Origin of the sequence: Paenibacillus sp. FSL M8-0142, assembly GCF_038597315.1 — a bacterium.
GTDB lineage: Bacteria > Bacillota > Bacilli > Paenibacillales > Paenibacillaceae > Paenibacillus_AQ > Paenibacillus_AQ lactis.
Genome location: NZ_CP152008.1, coordinates 1,915,327 through 1,931,531, shown reverse-complemented (window position 1 = coordinate 1,931,531; position 16,205 = coordinate 1,915,327). Strand labels below are relative to the sequence as shown.

Sequence of the window (16,205 nt, the reverse complement as noted above, 5' to 3'; positions counted from 1 at the left end):
ATAAATATAGGATGTTATAGTATTTAGCCGACTCGCAATTATTCAGCGTTGAACGGTTCGTCAGCGATGCGGATCGAATCCGTCGGGCAACCGTCGCAAGCATCGAGCATATCGTCGTGCATGTCTTCCGGTATTTCCGTCACCCCGCGGTTATTGTCCCCGTTAAAGATTACTTCCGCCAGGCCTTCATCATCATAATCGTAAATATCAGGGGCTGTTGCTCCGCAAGCGCCGCATGCGATGCATGTATCTTTATCAACCCAGGTGTATTTAGCCATAGTCTCTCTTCCTCCTGTATATCTATAAACATTCGTTTAAATGAACAAAATACAAGCCAACGGATTTGCTCCGCCATCTTCATATATTAATACAATTTTTTTAGGAATACAAATAAATTTCCTAACATATTCCGACAAAACGACGTCTAATCTTCGTTATTTCGCGATTGGCCATGCTCTCTGGCAAAGTCCATCTGCAGCGATGTTCCTCTCCGTTTATGATCGCGGATGAGGGACGACGGATCATCACCCAGCATGCCGGCCGTCAGCACGGCGCTCTCCCCGAATTTATTGCGCAGCTCGTCCATAACCCGGGTCAGCGACTCCTTCTTCGGCTGCTTCTCATAATCGAACAGATCGAGCTGAATCGCCGCTTCCTCCTTCCGGGCAAGCTGCTGCAGCGTGACGCCGAGCAGCCTAAGCGGGCGTTCCTGCTTCCAATGCCGATCATACAATACACAGGCTTCCCGGTAGATGTCTTCCGTATTCTCGGTCGGAACGGAAAGCTGCTTCGATCGGGTGATCGTCTTCATATCCGGCGTGCGCAGGGTAATCTGGATCCCGCTGGCCATCAAGCCCTTACGCCTTAGCCGGCGCGCAACCTGATCGCTTAAATTCAGCAGCACGCGCTTCGCTTCGTCACTCGAGGTGACGTCCTGCGGCAGCGTCGTCGTGTGCCCGATGGATTTGCTCTGCTCCCGTTCCGCCACGACAGGTGAATGGTCAATCCCGTTCGCGGCGCGCTTCATCCAAGCCCCCGTCACGCCAAAGGCCGAAGTCAGCAAATGTTCATCGGCTTTGGCCAGATCGCCGATGGTGAGAATGTTCAGCTTGCGAAGCTTCTCGGCCGTCTTGCGGCCGATGCCGAACAGCTCGGCGCACGGCTTGCCCCACAGCACATTCGGCACATCCCGGATCCGGAGCACCGAGAGCCCGCTCGGCTTCTTCATGTCCGACGCCATCTTGGCGAGCAGCTTGTTCGGCGCGATGCCGACGGAGCATGGCAGGGACAGCTCCTCGCGGATCCGTTCCTGGATCTCCTTCGCGATATCGAGCGGTGTGCCGAATTGCTTGGAGCCGGTAATATCCAGATAGCATTCGTCGATCGACGTCGCTTCCAGCAGCGGCGTGTAAGCATACGCTATATTCATAAACGCATTGGAGTACTTCCGGTACAGATGGAAATCAGGCTGAATGATGATCAGGTCCGGGTACAGCCGCAGCGCCTGCCTTACATTCATTCCCGTGCGAATGCCGAGGGCACGTGCAGCATAGGAGCAGGTAACGATGACCCCTTTGCGCAGCTCGACGCTCCCGGCGACGGCCGTCGGCTTGCCGCGATACAGCTCCGGCTCTTCCGCCTCATGCACCGAGCAGTAAAAAGCATTCATATCCACATGTAGAATGACGCGGCCGCTGGCCGGATAATAATCATCAATATGTCCCATGGGGATACCTTCTTTCTGTTTGGTACGGTTCTATCTTAAATCCGAGACGCGGTTAATCTCATATTCGATAAGGATAAGGTTACATTCCTGACGCCTACAGCATACCCCTCGACGAATCGAACGGTCAAGACGGCTTGCTTTCTTAAAAGTTTGTTTTACTCTGTTACTTTCCCGCAAAGAAATGCTATAATACAAAATTATAAGAAAATCGTATACCAACAAGCATCATAAGAAGCACTGCTTCAGGCTTGCGGCATCTGGAATGCAAGCGCTATGAATGAATCACACACAAACTAAAAACAGTCCATCCCGGACACCCAAAAAGGAGGACATCATGTCTAAGTCCATTTCCATCTTTGATACGACGCTTCGCGACGGAACCCAAGGCGAAGGAGTCAGCCTGTCAGCGGACGACAAGGTCAAAATTGCCAAGAAGCTGGATGCTCTTGGTGTTCATTATATTGAAGGCGGGATCCCGGGAAGCAACAGCAAGGACATCGAGTTTTTCAAAAGAGTCCAGGAGCTTCGCTTAACCTCCAAAATAACGGCGTTCGGCAGCACCCGCCGCAAAGGTTCCGTTGCGGAGCAGGATGCGAATCTGAAGCGAATCCTGGAGTCGGGCGTACAGGCCGCGACGCTGGTAGGGAAGTCATGGGATTTCCATGTCCATACGGCGCTTCAGACGACGCTGGAAGAGAATCTGTCCATGATCTATGATTCCATCGCCTTTCTTAAGCAGAAGGGACTCGAGGTTATCTTTGACGCCGAGCACTTCTTCGACGGCTACAAGAATAATCCGGAGTATGCGGTTGCCGTGTTGTCCAAAGCCCGTGAAGCAGGCGCCGATTGGCTCGTCATGTGCGACACGAACGGGGGCAGCCTGCCGCATGAAATTTCGCAGATCGTCACTTCTTTGCAAGGCCCTCTGCCAGGTGCCAACCTGGGGATTCATACGCACAATGACTGCGAGCTGGCGGTAGCCAATACGCTAAGCGCTGTACAGGCCGGGGTCCGCCACGTTCAGGGAACGATGAACGGATACGGGGAACGCTGCGGTAACGCGAATCTGTGCTCCATCATCCCGAATCTGCAGCTGAAGCTCGGTTACGAATGCATCGGCGAAGAGAATCTGCGGACCTTGACCAATACCGCAAGATATATCAGCGAAATTGCCAATGTCAACATGCCGGTCAATCAGCCGTATGTCGGCAATGCGGCCTTTGCCCACAAGGGCGGCATCCACGTCTCCGCCATTTTGCGCGATTCCCGGACGTACGAGCACATCGAGCCTGAGAAGGTCGGGAACAAGCAGCGGGTGCTCGTATCCGAGCTGGCCGGCCAGAGCAATGTCGTCTCCAAGGCTCAAGATATGGGCATAGCGCTCGATCCGGCAAGCGAGCAGTCAAAGCATATTATCGGAAAGATCAAGGAGCTTGAGCATGAAGGCTACCAGTTCGAGGGTGCCGACGCATCCTTGGAGCTGCTGCTGCGGGAAGCGAGCGGGGAGCTGAAGGAGTTGTTCACCTTCGAATCCTTCAAAATGCTTGTCGAGAAGGCAGCCGGACAGCCGGTAGTCTCCGAGGCCTTCGTTAAGGTGAACGTTGCCGGGGAGAGCATCTACACGGCGGCTGAAGGCAACGGACCGGTCAATGCGCTTGACAACGCGCTCCGTAAGGCGCTCGTTCAATACTTTCCAACGCTTAAGGAAATGCATCTGGCCGACTATAAAGTGCGCGTCCTGGATGATAAAGACGCCACTGCCGCGAAGGTCCGCGTATTGATCGAATCGAAAAACTTCGAGAATTCATGGAATACGGTCGGCGTATCCAGCAACGTCATCGAAGCGAGCTGGGAGGCGCTGGTCGACAGTATGAGATATGCCCTCCTCGGCCAAATATCGCCGGAGCATGTGCATGCAGCCGAGAAACGGCAGGGGCTGGTCAATCACTAATCACTACTCCACTTAACGAAAAAGAGCGCGGGTATCCAAGCAAGATCGGATACCTGCGCTTTTTTATATGCCGCCGCTTACTCCTTGACAAGCTTCGCAACCTTCTTGTGCAGATCTTTCGGATCAGGCGCACCGAGTATGATTTCCTGGATGACGCCGTTGCGATCGATCAGGACGTTCGTAGGGAAGGCTTGGCCATGGTACAGCCCCTCGAACACCTCCCCCTTCGGGTCCGTGAGGATCGGATAACGAAGATTGTAGTCTTGAATAAACTGCTCTGCTTTTTTCTTATTATCGTATTTGCCTACATTAATCCCGTAAATCTCCAGTTCATCTGCGTACTGCTCCGCCAGCTTGTTAAGCTCCGGCGCTTCCTGCTGGCAGGGACCGCACCAGGACGCCCAGAAGTTGATCAGCAGCGCCTTATCACGCGGGCCTCCGGCGGAATACGTCTCTTTGTCATCAAAGCCTTGGAGCGTAAAAGTCGGGGCGAGCAGCCCTGCTTTGGCTCCCGTCTCGGTCGGAAGAGGCTTCTCCTGCAAGAAGACGGCCTCGATATCGTCGCCGGCCTGATTATAAATGACGGCACCCGCCGCGATAATGATCAGAACCAGGATCATGATGTTACGTTTCATGGGTATGGATTCCTTTGCTATACTTAGTAGGATGCTGCTTTGAAGAAGCGTATCCCCGCTAATATCAATCAGCATCCAATACCTATTGTACCCTGAAACCGGCAACTTTCAAACTACGCAGCACGAAGATAGTAATTGGAGGATGACCATGAATAAATCAGAGAATCCGTTCCGCCCCATTCTCCTCTGCAGGCCCGTATTCGAGCAGATGGCTGCTTATACATACGCCGCGCTTCCTCAAGAGGCATGCGGAATCCTTATCGGGCAGGGGAATCATCAAAATGCACCGATAAGCGTATCGGAATTTATACCTGTACCGAATACCGCCGAGGATCCGCTGCATCATTTTCGGCTTGAGCCGGCGGAATGGACCCGCCTTCTCCTGTCGAAGCGCGGCATCATCGGCTTGTTCCACAGCCATCCCTCCTCCCACCCGGAGCCCTCACGGAAGGACCTTGCCGACCTGCAGGCCTTCGGCGGCCTGTTCAGTATTTATCTCATCGGCACACCGGCTGGAACCGGGACAGAAGAGCTTAAGCTGAACGCCTACCGGGTTGAAGCACGCATGGACAAGGATGAACGAGGGGTTAAGAAAATACAATCGCTCCTCCCTCATACCTTCGAGATCCGGGACGATGGTTAGACAGCCCACCCCGGCTGCTGAACGATACTGCTACTGGCCCTTCAACGGCCGGAAACGGCTCGGGGCTCGTGCTGCGATTCAATCCTTGCCTAAATAAACGTACATATCGCCAAGCGTTTCGGCAAAGCCCCGCTCCTGGATTTCCCGTATATAGCGCGTCCACAGGCGGGCGGTCATCCGGGCATCGGACAATGCCTGGTGCCTTCCTTCCACCGGAATGCCGCTGCTTTGCAGCAGCTCATCCAGGCTGTAGCCAGTTTGTCCGGGGAAGAGCTTCTGTGCCAGCATCATCGTATCCAGCAGTCTGTGGGAGAGACGGACCTTAGACGTTTTCCACAGCGCCGCATTCAGAAACCCCCGGTCATGCGCGGCAGCATGGGCAACCAGAACACTGCCGCCGACAAAGCTCATGAAATCGCGAAGCCCCTCCACTAAAGGCGGGGCTTCATCGACCATAGCCTGCGTTATGCCCGTCAGCTCCGTGATCGAAGGAGGCACCGGAGCGCCGCTGTTAACGATCATGTGGAATTCATCCTCTTCGATGATTCGCTCTCCTATGGCCCTGACCGCTCCGAACGATAAGATTTCATCACCGTGCTGATGATGGAACCCTGTCGTCTCCAGATCGAACACGACGACCTCCAACTCGTTCAGGGGCGTCCCCAAAGCTTCCGGCCTCCGGTTATCCTTCATTTGCGAACGGATAAAGGCAAGCTGCTGCGCCGTCTGGGCACCGCGCATTGACGTGATGGCGGAATGGATGTTGCGGGGGCGGAGCATATTCCAGAACCCTCCGCCCGGTTGGACTGGCTCTGTCATAGGTTCCTCCTTTCCGCAAAACGATGCTCTCGCTGCAAGGAGCGGTGAATCCGTCTCACCACGCCCAGCGTATCGCGGAGCTCATACTGCACGTTTTTGTTCTTAAGCTGCTCTTTCTGAATATAACCGCTGCTCTTGACCAGCCCATCCTCGATGCGCCAAGGAGTATCGTTACGGTAACGCAAGGCTGTAAGGAATGCGCGCTGCACGCTCTCGAGCAGCAAATTATCCCCTTCGAGCAGCATCACTTTCTCCATCCGCTTCAAGGTGGAATGCTCGATAATTCCCCGCTGTAGCGCCATCGTTCGAATGCTGTTCACCAGCGGGATATACATCCCGTATTTCACGTCAAAATCGCCTGCATGCTCGCCGAACCTTTCGGTCACGATTCTGCCCATCACGTTTAGCGTAGCTTTATGCCGGACCGTGTTTCGCAACACGGCATGCGTAATTCCCGGATGCTGCGCCACCGAGCTTCGGAAATGGGACAGCCATGCATCAGAAAGCTCGGGGCATCCGGCGATGAGGCGAAGATCGGAGGCTATGATCAGATTCCGGATCGGCTCCCACTCGTGATTACTGCTCCATTCAAGGATCTGATTCTTCCAGTCTTCAAGACGCATACTCCACAAGGGCTCGGAGCACATCACCCTGCCCGGACATTTTGGATAACCCAGCACTTCCAGCATGTCGGCGAGTCTCAAACCGAATTCGCGGAAATATGCCAGATCCTCCCCCTGCATCTCATCGCCGATGATCAGACCGTTATCTTGATCGCTCCATAATGTCGCCTCCTGCCTTCCGATGCTGCCAAAAGCAACAAAAGCATAACGTGCGGGAAGCCGTCCGAAGCCGGCCTCCCACATGTTCTGCTCACAGAGCTCCGCTGCGCGCCTGTTGATCTGGTCATGCATGCTGTTCACGGAAGCGACCCACTCCAAAAACTCCATCTTGGGGCGCAGATCAAGCAGCTGCTGTTGACATGTAATCCGTACATCACGCAATTGCTCGACTGAATTTGCTTTCTGAATGTCCGGCATTTCCGAATGCTCCGGAAGCCGGTTGACGGATGCTTTGGATTCCATGCTGCGGCCTCCTTATTTATTCAATCATTCACATGACAGTAATGCTTAAAGCGCAGGATCACTGCCCGGTGCCGGATTCGGTCCGGTACGGAAGCTGCCCGATTTTACTTCGGATTCGGTCATCAGCTTCATTTGCTCCGGATAACCATACGTTCCGTGCTCGCTGATGTCCAGACCCATCAACTCCTCTTCCTCCGTTACGCGAAGACCCATCGTTACTTTCATAATGTACAAAATGATAAAGGAGATCACGAGCACGAATGCGAATGTGCCGATCAGCCCGAGGAGCTGCACGCCAAGCTGGCCGAAGCCTCCGCCGTAGAACAGTCCTGCTTTACCGACGCCGGTAATTTCAACAAGTCGTGGAGCCGCGAACAGGCCTGTGGATACCGCCCCCCACATTCCGGCGACGCCGTGCACGGAGAACGCGTATACCGGATCGTCGATGCCTTTGCGGTCAAACCACTGCGCCGTGAAAAAGGTAATCGTTCCTGCAATCGCACCGATAACGACTGCGGCCCATGGCTCTACGAATGCACAAGCGCCGGTGATTGCAACGAATGCAGCCAGAATACCGTTGAGCATGCTTGGAATATCGGCTTTGCCGAGCACCGCCCAAGAAATGAGCAGGGCTGCCAGCGCGCCTGCTGCCGCTGCGATATTCGTATTTAAAGAAACGAAGCCGAAGAATCCGTCCGTCAGCGCCGAAATGGTGCTGCCCGGATTAAAGCCGAACCAGCCGATCCAAATGATAAATACACCGAGAACCGACAGCACTTGGTTATGGCCGGGAATGCTGTTGGGCTTCCCGTCTTTGTTGTATTTGCCAAGACGAGGCTTCAGCAGAATAGTAGCTACCAGAGCTGCCGTAGCACCGGTCAAGTGAACGACGGTCGAACCGGCGAAATCCTGCATCCCCAGAGCACCGAGCCAGCCGCCGCCCCATACCCAGTGAGCAACGACCGGGTAAATGACGATCGTGAACAACAGTCCAAACACGATATACACGCTGAGCTTAGCGCGTTCTGCCATGCCGCCGCAGGCGATTGCCAAGGATACGGCAGCGAAGGACAGATGGAATAAGAACATAATCGTTGTCGGCACATCATAAATCGACAATGAGTCGAATGAGCTTGCGGCATTATCTCCGCTTAGGAAGAAGCCCTCAAACCCGAAGAAGCTGTTGCCGTTGCCGAAGGCCAGACCAAATCCGAACGCCCAGAATGCGACAATCGAAATGCCGAAGGTGAGGAAGGTCTTCCCAGCGACGTGCCCGGCGTTTTTCATCCGGACCGAGCCTGCCTCCAGCAATGCGAAGCCGGCTTGCATAAAGAATACAAGCAAGGCAGCCAGAAATACGAATACGGAGTTTAGTCCCGCCGTCAATTCAACGTTTGAGGCCCCTTCTTCCGCGGCGAACGCATTAACCGGAAACACCAGTAATGCGAGCATCCCCACCATTAAACCAATCCATCTTTTTTTCATCAAGCCTTGCACTCCCCTTCATGTCATATAATATAACACAAGTTCAAATTCTTATTGTTATTATAGGGAGCATCCTTCGCGATTTCAACGGCTTTTTTCAAAAAAATGATAACAAACCGCCGTTTTATGTAATAAAATATAACATATAGTGTTTACAGTGCAAACTCTCCGTACATTTCTTAGGAAGCGGTATAGGGGCATCGGCCAGCATATTCGTCACAACTATGACGTTTGACTGTACGGTTCCGAATCATGTATCATATTTCTATTAAAATGAAAATATATTGCTTTCATTAATGTCCAATCAAAGAACCTGTGAGGTGATTTCATTATGGGGATCATGAAAGGAAACCTTTTCCGGATCGGAGAGCTGGCGAAGGCAGCCGGAATCAGTGAAAGAACCATTGATTATTACACCAAGCTGGGATTGATCTCCCCTGAAAAACGGACGTTAAAAAATTACCGTTTGTACAGTTCCGAAACCTTAAGCACGCTCGAACGTATTAATCAGTTGAAGCAAGAGAAATATACTCTCGAAGAGATTAAGGACAGATTGAACCGGTGGAAATCCGTACCGAATGATTCCGAAATGACCGAAAAGCTGACCGAACTGGAAATCCAGATGAAGCAGCTGGAGCGCAACGTCAAGGAGCTCAATCCGCTTCTTCGTGAGATGAAGCCTAGTCAGGCCCGGGAGGTACTTGCGAATATTTTGCCCAAAGGAGCTGCATGTATCGAGTCACTTCAAATTTTGCTGAATCAATTCACGTCGATGTAGTCATGTAGCAGTCACAATCTTATTACGATGGGGGTATGATAAATGTACGCTGACTGGATGTTTGTTCTTATTATCATCGCTTTTATTTTCTCTTTATGGGCACAGTTCCGGGTAAAAGGAACGTTTAATAAATGGGCTAAGGTTGACAACAGCACCGGATTGACCGGCTATGATGCCGCACGACGCATGCTCGACGCCAACGGTCTGCACGATGTGCCGATCGAACCGGTGCCGGGCGCACTGTCCGACCATTACGATCCCGTTAAACGGGTGGTTCGCTTGTCGGAGCCGGTATATTACGAGCGTTCGATCTCTGCGGTTTCGGTAGCATGTCACGAGGTGGGCCACGCAATCCAGCATGCCGAGCATTATCCGATGCTGGTGGCGCGTCACAAGATGTTCCCGGTCGTTAACTTCGCTTCCGGCATCGCACCGTTTCTCCTAATTGCCGGGTTCCTGTTCCAGGCGATGAACCTCGTCGGTCTCGGTATCATCTTCTTCTCTTGCGCCGTGGCTTTCCAGCTGGTAACACTCCCTGTCGAGTTTAACGCCAGCAGCCGTGCCCGCCAGTTGATGGTTCAGGAAGGTTATATTGCGAACAACGAAGAACGCGGTGTGGCCAAGGTACTGAATGCTGCCGCTCTGACCTATGTCGCAGCAGCGCTGATTTCCTTGCTGGAGCTGATCCGTTACATTATGATCTTTACAAGCAATCGAGAGTAATCTTGCTTACCATCACCCCCGATCGGGCCGCTAGCGGCATGATCGGATGACAATCCAAAGATGCAACAAGCAAAGGGCCTCCCCTTACAGCCGCTACCGGCGTAAAGGGAAGCCCTTTTTCTGTGGAAACTTATGATAATTCGAATAACGAACCGCAATGCGCTAACTAGGGAGATGAAACCGACTCCCCTTCTTCTCCTTCCGGCTTGACGGATGGATCAATCCCGAAATATTGAAGGAGGAATGTGCGGAAGGCCTGGGCAACAGGCGGAAGCTTCTCATCCGCGCGATGAATCAGGCCGATTGAACGCGTAACCTTCGGTTCGGAAATCTGAACACGGGCCGGCTGAAGCGGGTTGGTCTGAAACAGCGCCATTTCGGGGAGCAGACTAACCCCCATGCCGGCTGCAACCAGTCCCCGAATCGTATCCGTCTCTTCCCCCTCGAAGGCGATCTTCGGGGTGAATCCGGCTTCCAGACAAGCATGCCAGACGATCGGACGGAGGGAGTAGCCTTTGCTGAACAGCACAAACCGCTCATCCTTGAGCTGCTCCAGCTTGATCGACTTCTCGCCGGCCAGCGGATGATTCGGAGGCAGGATCGCGAACAGCTCCTCCGTCAGCACGATATCTCCATCCACCTGCTCATGCCGTTCCGGAAACGGCGACACGAAGGCCAGATCCACCTCCGCCGTCACCACATCCCGGATCAGCGTCGGAAACATGCCTTGCTTGAACCGGAATTTGACGTTCGGATACTTCTTCCGAAACTCGGCTACAATCGAAGGAATCAAGTGTATGCCAAGGCTGTGAGGAAATCCGATGCGAATCTCCCCTTGCTCCGGGTCCAGAAATTCATGAATTTCGACGACCGCCCGCTCCAAGTCTTTCATGATGCTTTCCACCCGTTTGCAAAAAAGCTGTCCGACCGGAGTCAGCTGCAGATTCCGGCCCTTCTGCATGAACAAATTAACACCCAGCTCTTCTTCCAATTGATGAATCTGACGGCTGACGGCTGACTGAGCCACATGAAGCTCCTCCGCCGCTTGGGTAACGTGTTCCTTCTGCGCAACCTTTACAAAGTATTGCAACTGTCGTAATTCCACGCCTTTTATCGCTCCATTCTCATTCCCTAGAAAACTTTATCGGATCATTCATTATATTTGTTACAGCACCTCTACAGATCTGATTAAGTCCTCTGCTTAAATAATCGAATCATCAGACCATAGAGGAAAAACCCGCCGATCAGTCCGCCGAAATGCGCGACGAGGCTGATTCCCGGCGTAAAGGAGAGGACAATCCCTAAGATCAGCAAAGTGAACAATGTCCTGCGCGACGCCATGTCCATGACATGCCGTTGAAAGAGCGCAATATACAGATAGGCTCCGTAGGCCCCGTAGATGGCGCCTGACGCGCCCACAAGAGTCTCATAGCCTTCCATACGGCCGTAATAAGCCAGGGCGATCACGTTCCCCAGAATGCCGCTGAGCAGGTAGAGCAGCCCGAACTTCCAGCTTCCCATAATGCGCTCCAGCGGCGGGACGAAGACGAGCAGGGCAAAGCTGTTAAACAGCAGGTGATCGAACCCGTTGTGCAAAAACATCGCCGTCACGTAACGCCAAGGTTCCCCCGTAAATTGCGGCAGATCCGTCAGCGCCCCGTATTTCAGCAGCGTGATCGGATTTCGGGAGCCGCCGTCGAAGACCGTAATAAAGAACATCACCAGGTTTGCAACCAGCAGCAGCGAAGTGACGGGATAATAACGGAGATAGCTTCTCCAGTTCTCATAACGAACAAATATCATAGCATCCTCCTCTTCCAAGCCAAACAGGACGTCCGGAAAGTGGACATATCCTTTTTAAAAAGATTATAATGTACCATGAACCTGATCACCAAACTTTGATATCCAAGGAGGAGATTTCTCATGGCTCAAGAACGCACGGGGGCTGCCACATTCAAGGGCAATCCTATTACACTTATCGGACCTCAGCTTAAGGTTGGCGATTCGGCACCTGATTTCACGGTGAGCAAAAACCTGCTGGAGGATGCATCCCTTAAGGACTTTGCAGGCAAAATCAAGCTGATCAGCGTCGTCCCTTCCCTCGACACCGGCGTATGCGATGCGCAGACCCGCCGCTTCAACGAAGAAGCCGCAGGGCTCGGAGACGACGTTGTCGTGCTGACGATCAGCGCCGACCTGCCGTTCGCCCAAGCCCGCTGGTGCGGAGCAGCCGGCGTCGACCGTGTCATTACACTGTCGGACTACAAATCCCGTTCTTTCGGGGAAGCCTACGGCGTGCTCATCAAGGAATTCCAGCTTGATATGCGCTCGATCTTCGTGGTCGACAAGGAAGACAAGATCGCCTATGTGGAATACCTCGGTGAAATGACAGAGCATCCGAACTACGAAGCGGCCGTCGATGCCGTGAAGTCTCTTCGATAGAACCGCTTAGCCGCGGTTACATACGAAAATAAAAGCATCACCTTTAAAAAAGCGGGAGAGCAGCTCTCCCGCTTTTATCTATTGCCTAAGCATCCACTTTATACTTGCCGAGCTTCTTGTCCAGCACAGCGTACAGGTTCAGGATGACCCGGTAATTCGCCCCCAGGTCGCCCAGCGAGCCGCGGGAGGCCGAATACATATCAACTGCGCTGCGTACGGGACTGATGCCCAGCACGGATACGGTAATGTCCAGCGTTCGTCCGAAGGACGTTCTTTTCTCGAGTGTGATTTCTCCAACGGACTTTACTTCATGCAGCACTTTATAGCCCGGAATTTTTTTGAGTGTCGAGGTAACCTCTTCAAAACACTTTTCTTTTGAAAGATTGTAATAACGCGTCTTCAGCTTGGGATCTTTCGCACGGTCGCTTGTGCCGTCATAGCTGCGCACGATACCGATTAGAACTCGTTTTAATGACAAAGACCGTTCCTCCTTTATAAATGACCGTTCCTTTACCTACTAGTTTAACATTGTTTAGGCTTTCAGCAAACCTTTATATCCAGCAAAAAAAGGCATCTCTTCACTTCGGATTCGAAATAAAGAGATGCCGCTTCATAATCAGTACGAAACCCGCCTATGCCGTCCGGTAAACATTGTCTTCGAACCTGCTTAAGCAGGTGGGTGACCGCAGAACCGCTTATGAATTCCCCTTGTCATATAGACAGGGCTTTCCAGCCACGGTTACATATTGATCTCCCTAGACATCGTCATTGGTTCAAAACAACGGAAAACCGAAACGAACATCGCAGGATGTAGTCTTATTATAGGGGGTTTTGCCGCAAAAGTAAACCTATGAATTTCGCGGTTTCGATCCTTTATCCTCGGTTTTGACGTTATCCATGCTTTCGAGCAGCGCCTGCTCCGTCTCCGATTCCTCTTCCTCGGCTTGTCTCATCTTCTCCTGCTGCTCCTGCATCTTGGTAAACGTTGCATAGAAGTTAAAGAACGCGAACAATGCCATCAGGCAGAAGAGGAAGAACACGAACAGCACAGGCATTTGCGTGCCGATATATACCAAGATAGCGCTTCCGGCAAGCGTCGAAAACACCCGGAACGGACGAATCAAGGTCAGCAGGACCGCATTTTTCAGAAGCTGGGTCGTCTTCATCTCATAATGGACCGTCATGGAAAAGAAATTAAACAACGAGACGAACAGCACGATGAGCAGCACCAGCATAACGATGCCGACGAGCTGAAAGCCGTCTCCAAGCTGCGTCATATACACCGTATAATCCACATACATAATCACGAACAGCAGGGTGTAGACGAATCCGCCGATCATGCTTTGCTTATAATTTTCCTTATAGCCCTTGAAAAACGTTTTAAATACAGGTACATCCGGGTTCCCCATCACCCACTTGCGGACTACGGTAAAAAGGGCAGCGGTTGCAGGGAACAGCACAAAAGGCGACAAGATCCCCAAAATCCAGTTCGACAGCAGCTGCTCGTTATGAGCATCCGGCGTCTGGACGGCCATCAGGAATTTGGTCAGTACGATAAACAGGAATGGCGATGTGCATAAAACCCATAAAATATTAGAAAACGCGATGCGGGTAATCCATTCGGTGAGCTTATATAAGCCACCCATGGCTCCTTTCATTTCCAAATCTTTTCCTCCTCACTCAAAGCATGCATGTATCTATTAATATACCTTATATCGCATAGGCATGACCAGAGCCTAATTTGCGGCGGTCTGGGTGAATATCCAATCGCATAACCTGATATCACCATAGGATATCTCGTAATCCATTCAAATCAATGCTTCAATTCTCACTAATCAGAGGAGGGAATATGCATGTCTAACGTAGGCGGTTACGGTTATGGCGGAACTACTGGAGTAGTTCTGGTTCTCTTCATCCTGCTTGTTATTATCCTTAGCACATTCTATATCTAATGGATGAATTAGCAGCTTAAATGCATGATACAGCTAAGCTAAACACCATTGAACTCGTAAAAAAAGACGAAGCGCCTCTGCCCCATGCGAATGCGGGCAGGTGCTTCGTCTTTTTCATTCCATTCAAGCGATGGCCAGCGGGCTATTGCCGCTGCCGATCGGATTACTCGTCTCCGCTGCGGTTCGGACGGCGTTCGCCGCCGCCGCTGTAGCTGCGCTGCTTACGTTCGCCGCTGTTGTTGCGGTCACGGTTGTAGCCGCCATCGCGGTTATTGTAGCTGCCGCCTCCGTCACGACCGTAGCCGCCCTTGGAGTAGCCTCCGCGGTTGCCGCCACCGCCTTCGCGGTTACCGCGATAGCCTCCGCTGCGGCCGTTATAACCGCCGCTAGGCTTGCGTCCGCTGCGGATGTCCGGCTTCCGGCGCTTCGCGCGAATCGGATCCTCCGGCGTAAGGTGGATATCGGCTGCTTCCTTCTTGTCTCCGGTCAGGAGCTTCATCGCAGCTGCAAGCAGCTGAACGGAGTCATACTGCTCCAGAAGCTGGATGGCAAGCCCTTTATATTCGGTCAGCTCGCCTTGGTCGATGATTTCCAATACGCGTTCAGCGATGACGCGCTGCTTGCCTTCAATGGCTTCGGCCATCGTTGGCAGCGGCTTGCGCGGAATCCGGTGACGGGTAACGCGCTCGATGAAGTACAGATGATCCATTTCACGCGGGGTAACAAAGGACCATGCCGTTCCTTCTTTCCCTGCGCGGCCCGTACGGCCGATACGGTGTACATAGCTTTCCGGATCCTGCGGCAAGTCGAAGTTGACGACATGCGTTACGCCGGATACGTCCAGACCCCGAGCGGCTACGTCGGTTGCTACCAGCACATCGATGCTGCCGTCGCGGAACTTGCGCATAACGGTGTCGCGCTGGTGCTGAGACAAGTCGCCATGGAGGCCGTCTGCGGAATAACCGCGTTTTTGCAGCGCTTCGGCCAATTCGTCTACACGGCGCTTCGTGCGGCCGAATACAATCGCCAGCTCAGGCGATTCCATATCGAGGAGACGGCTCAGCGCCTCGAACTTCTGACGCTCAGGAACCTCGATGTAGGCTTGGTCGATCAGCGGTGCGCTCACATGCTTAGGAATGACGGATACATGCTCCGGATCCTTCAGGAACTGGGAAGCCAGCTTCTGGATGTTCGGAGGCATCGTTGCGGAGAACAGCAGGGTTTGGCGATTTTCCGGTACCAGCTTCAGGATGGATTGGATATCATCCATGAAGCCCATGTCCAGCATTTCATCCGCTTCGTCCAGCACGACGGTTTGAACATCGTCAAGCCGGATGGTCTTCCGGTTAATGTGGTCAAGCAATCGGCCAGGTGTGCCGATAATAATTTGAGGCTTCTTTTTCAAAGCGCGAATTTGCCGGCCTATATCTTGTCCGCCGTAAATCGCAAGGGAGCGGATCCCTTTAAATCTGGACAATTTGCCGATCTCTTCGGCAACCTGAATGGCGAGCTCGCGGGTTGGCGTCATGACGAGAGCGACGATCCGCTCTTCTTCTTTCGCGATTTTGTGAATAAGAGGAAGGCCGAATGCTGCGGTCTTACCGGTACCTGTCTGTGCTTGTCCGATCATGTCCTTTCCGGTGAGGGCAATCGGGATGGATTGGGATTGAATCGGTGTCGCTTCTTCAAATCCAAGTTCCGTAATCGCTTGAAGCACTCGGGGCTCCAAGCCAAAATCTGCAAAATTTTTCAATAGGTTCATACTCCTTCTATCTGTGGACTCCACTTTCTTCTCTGTATTCTTAAGTAGTGGTAACGTTTATAGGCTTTCCCGGCCAGCAGGATTTTCTGCATGAGGTGAACCGGTATATTTCTCTCTGATCACCAGCGGTGTAACTGGTTAATGTATAATCATCCTGATAAGCTTCCAAAAAGTTATCATTGTAACGGACTACTCAAGAATATC

The 16,205-nt window shown here is 52.5% G+C and carries 17 protein-coding genes and 1 other RNA gene; 6 read left to right on the top strand and 12 right to left on the bottom strand.

The features are described 5' to 3' along the window. Nucleotides 1-38 precede the first annotated feature (38 nt). Nucleotides 39-278 (bottom strand): ferredoxin, encoded by a 240-nt coding sequence (locus NSQ46_RS09085; protein ID WP_007127715.1) that lies wholly within the window; start codon nucleotides 276-278, stop codon nucleotides 39-41. Nucleotides 279-424: 146 nt separating this feature from the next. Continuing rightward, a complete protein-coding gene (locus tag NSQ46_RS09080) occupies nucleotides 425-1,726 on the bottom strand; it encodes a DNA polymerase IV (RefSeq protein ID WP_007127714.1) in 1,302 nt (433 codons plus the stop codon). A gap of 334 nt (nucleotides 1,727-2,060) precedes the next feature. Here NSQ46_RS09080 and cimA point away from each other — a divergent pair, with 334 nt between their 5' ends. After that, nucleotides 2,061-3,677: a citramalate synthase gene (gene cimA, locus NSQ46_RS09075; RefSeq protein ID WP_007127713.1), complete on the top strand. Its 1,617-nt coding sequence runs from the start codon at nucleotides 2,061-2,063 to the stop codon at nucleotides 3,675-3,677. Between the two features lie 77 nt (nucleotides 3,678-3,754). Here cimA and NSQ46_RS09070 read toward each other — a convergent pair whose 3' ends face one another. Then, nucleotides 3,755-4,312: a TlpA disulfide reductase family protein gene (locus NSQ46_RS09070; protein ID WP_007127712.1), complete on the bottom strand. Its 558-nt coding sequence runs from the start codon at nucleotides 4,310-4,312 to the stop codon at nucleotides 3,755-3,757. 148 nt (nucleotides 4,313-4,460) lie between these two features. Between NSQ46_RS09070 and NSQ46_RS09065 the strand changes: the two genes are divergently transcribed. Then, nucleotides 4,461-4,955 (top strand): M67 family metallopeptidase, encoded by a 495-nt coding sequence (locus tag NSQ46_RS09065; RefSeq protein WP_007127711.1) that lies wholly within the window; start codon nucleotides 4,461-4,463, stop codon nucleotides 4,953-4,955. Nucleotides 4,956-5,033: 78 nt separating this feature from the next. On the opposite strand, the gene NSQ46_RS09060 is transcribed toward NSQ46_RS09065, so the two are convergent. Genes NSQ46_RS09060 through NSQ46_RS09050 form a run of 3 tightly spaced genes read right to left on the bottom strand, consistent with a single transcriptional unit; the run spans nucleotide 5,034 to nucleotide 8,344 of the window. Next, a complete protein-coding gene (locus NSQ46_RS09060; RefSeq protein WP_007127710.1) occupies nucleotides 5,034-5,774 on the bottom strand; it encodes an exonuclease domain-containing protein in 741 nt (246 codons plus the stop codon). Continuing rightward, on the bottom strand, nucleotides 5,771-6,859 hold the full coding sequence (locus NSQ46_RS09055) for a DUF294 nucleotidyltransferase-like domain-containing protein (RefSeq protein WP_007127709.1): 1,089 nt from the start codon (nucleotides 6,857-6,859) through the stop codon (nucleotides 5,771-5,773). The genes NSQ46_RS09060 and NSQ46_RS09055 overlap by 4 nt, the downstream gene beginning before the upstream one ends. A gap of 45 nt (nucleotides 6,860-6,904) precedes the next feature. Continuing rightward, on the bottom strand, nucleotides 6,905-8,344 hold the full coding sequence (locus NSQ46_RS09050) for an ammonium transporter (protein ID WP_007127708.1): 1,440 nt from the start codon (nucleotides 8,342-8,344) through the stop codon (nucleotides 6,905-6,907). A 340-nt stretch (nucleotides 8,345-8,684) separates the two neighbouring features. On the opposite strand from NSQ46_RS09050, the gene NSQ46_RS09045 reads away from it, so the two are divergent. Next, on the top strand, nucleotides 8,685-9,122 hold the full coding sequence (locus NSQ46_RS09045; RefSeq protein ID WP_028405182.1) for a MerR family transcriptional regulator: 438 nt from the start codon (nucleotides 8,685-8,687) through the stop codon (nucleotides 9,120-9,122). Nucleotides 9,123-9,164: 42 nt separating this feature from the next. After that, nucleotides 9,165-9,845 (top strand): zinc metallopeptidase, encoded by a 681-nt coding sequence (locus NSQ46_RS09040; protein ID WP_007127706.1) that lies wholly within the window; start codon nucleotides 9,165-9,167, stop codon nucleotides 9,843-9,845. A 166-nt stretch (nucleotides 9,846-10,011) separates the two neighbouring features. Here the strand turns inward: NSQ46_RS09040 and NSQ46_RS09035 are convergent, their stop codons facing one another. Further along, nucleotides 10,012-10,950 carry a LysR family transcriptional regulator gene (locus NSQ46_RS09035; protein WP_007127705.1) on the bottom strand — a complete coding sequence of 313 codons (939 nt, stop codon included), beginning with the start codon at nucleotides 10,948-10,950 and terminating at the stop codon, nucleotides 10,012-10,014. Between the two features lie 83 nt (nucleotides 10,951-11,033). Next, nucleotides 11,034-11,648 (bottom strand): rhomboid family intramembrane serine protease, encoded by a 615-nt coding sequence (locus NSQ46_RS09030; RefSeq protein ID WP_007127704.1) that lies wholly within the window; start codon nucleotides 11,646-11,648, stop codon nucleotides 11,034-11,036. 120 nt (nucleotides 11,649-11,768) lie between these two features. On the opposite strand from NSQ46_RS09030, the gene tpx reads away from it, so the two are divergent. Then, the gene (gene tpx, locus NSQ46_RS09025; RefSeq protein WP_007127703.1) at nucleotides 11,769-12,287 is read left to right on the top strand and encodes a thiol peroxidase; all 519 of its coding nucleotides are present in this window, start codon (nucleotides 11,769-11,771) and stop codon (nucleotides 12,285-12,287) included. Between the two features lie 85 nt (nucleotides 12,288-12,372). Here tpx and NSQ46_RS09020 read toward each other — a convergent pair whose 3' ends face one another. The 3 genes from NSQ46_RS09020 to NSQ46_RS09010 all read right to left on the bottom strand — a co-directional run bounded on the left by NSQ46_RS09020 (nucleotide 12,373) and on the right by NSQ46_RS09010 (nucleotide 13,951). Further along, entirely contained in the window at nucleotides 12,373-12,765 is a 393-nt protein-coding gene (locus NSQ46_RS09020; protein WP_007127702.1) for a DUF1499 domain-containing protein, read from the bottom strand. 143 nt (nucleotides 12,766-12,908) lie between these two features. Next, a non-coding RNA gene (gene ssrS / locus NSQ46_RS09015) (6S RNA) lies at nucleotides 12,909-13,100 on the bottom strand. A gap of 35 nt (nucleotides 13,101-13,135) precedes the next feature. Continuing rightward, the gene (locus NSQ46_RS09010) at nucleotides 13,136-13,951 is read right to left on the bottom strand and encodes a DUF624 domain-containing protein (protein WP_007127701.1); all 816 of its coding nucleotides are present in this window, start codon (nucleotides 13,949-13,951) and stop codon (nucleotides 13,136-13,138) included. Between the two features lie 189 nt (nucleotides 13,952-14,140). On the opposite strand from NSQ46_RS09010, the gene NSQ46_RS09005 reads away from it, so the two are divergent. Further along, nucleotides 14,141-14,239 (top strand): hypothetical protein, encoded by a 99-nt coding sequence (locus NSQ46_RS09005; protein WP_007127700.1) that lies wholly within the window; start codon nucleotides 14,141-14,143, stop codon nucleotides 14,237-14,239. Between the two features lie 163 nt (nucleotides 14,240-14,402). Here the strand turns inward: NSQ46_RS09005 and NSQ46_RS09000 are convergent, their stop codons facing one another. Continuing rightward, a complete protein-coding gene (locus NSQ46_RS09000) occupies nucleotides 14,403-15,992 on the bottom strand; it encodes a DEAD/DEAH box helicase (RefSeq protein ID WP_007127699.1) in 1,590 nt (529 codons plus the stop codon). Nucleotides 15,993-16,205: the final 213 nt, after the last annotated feature.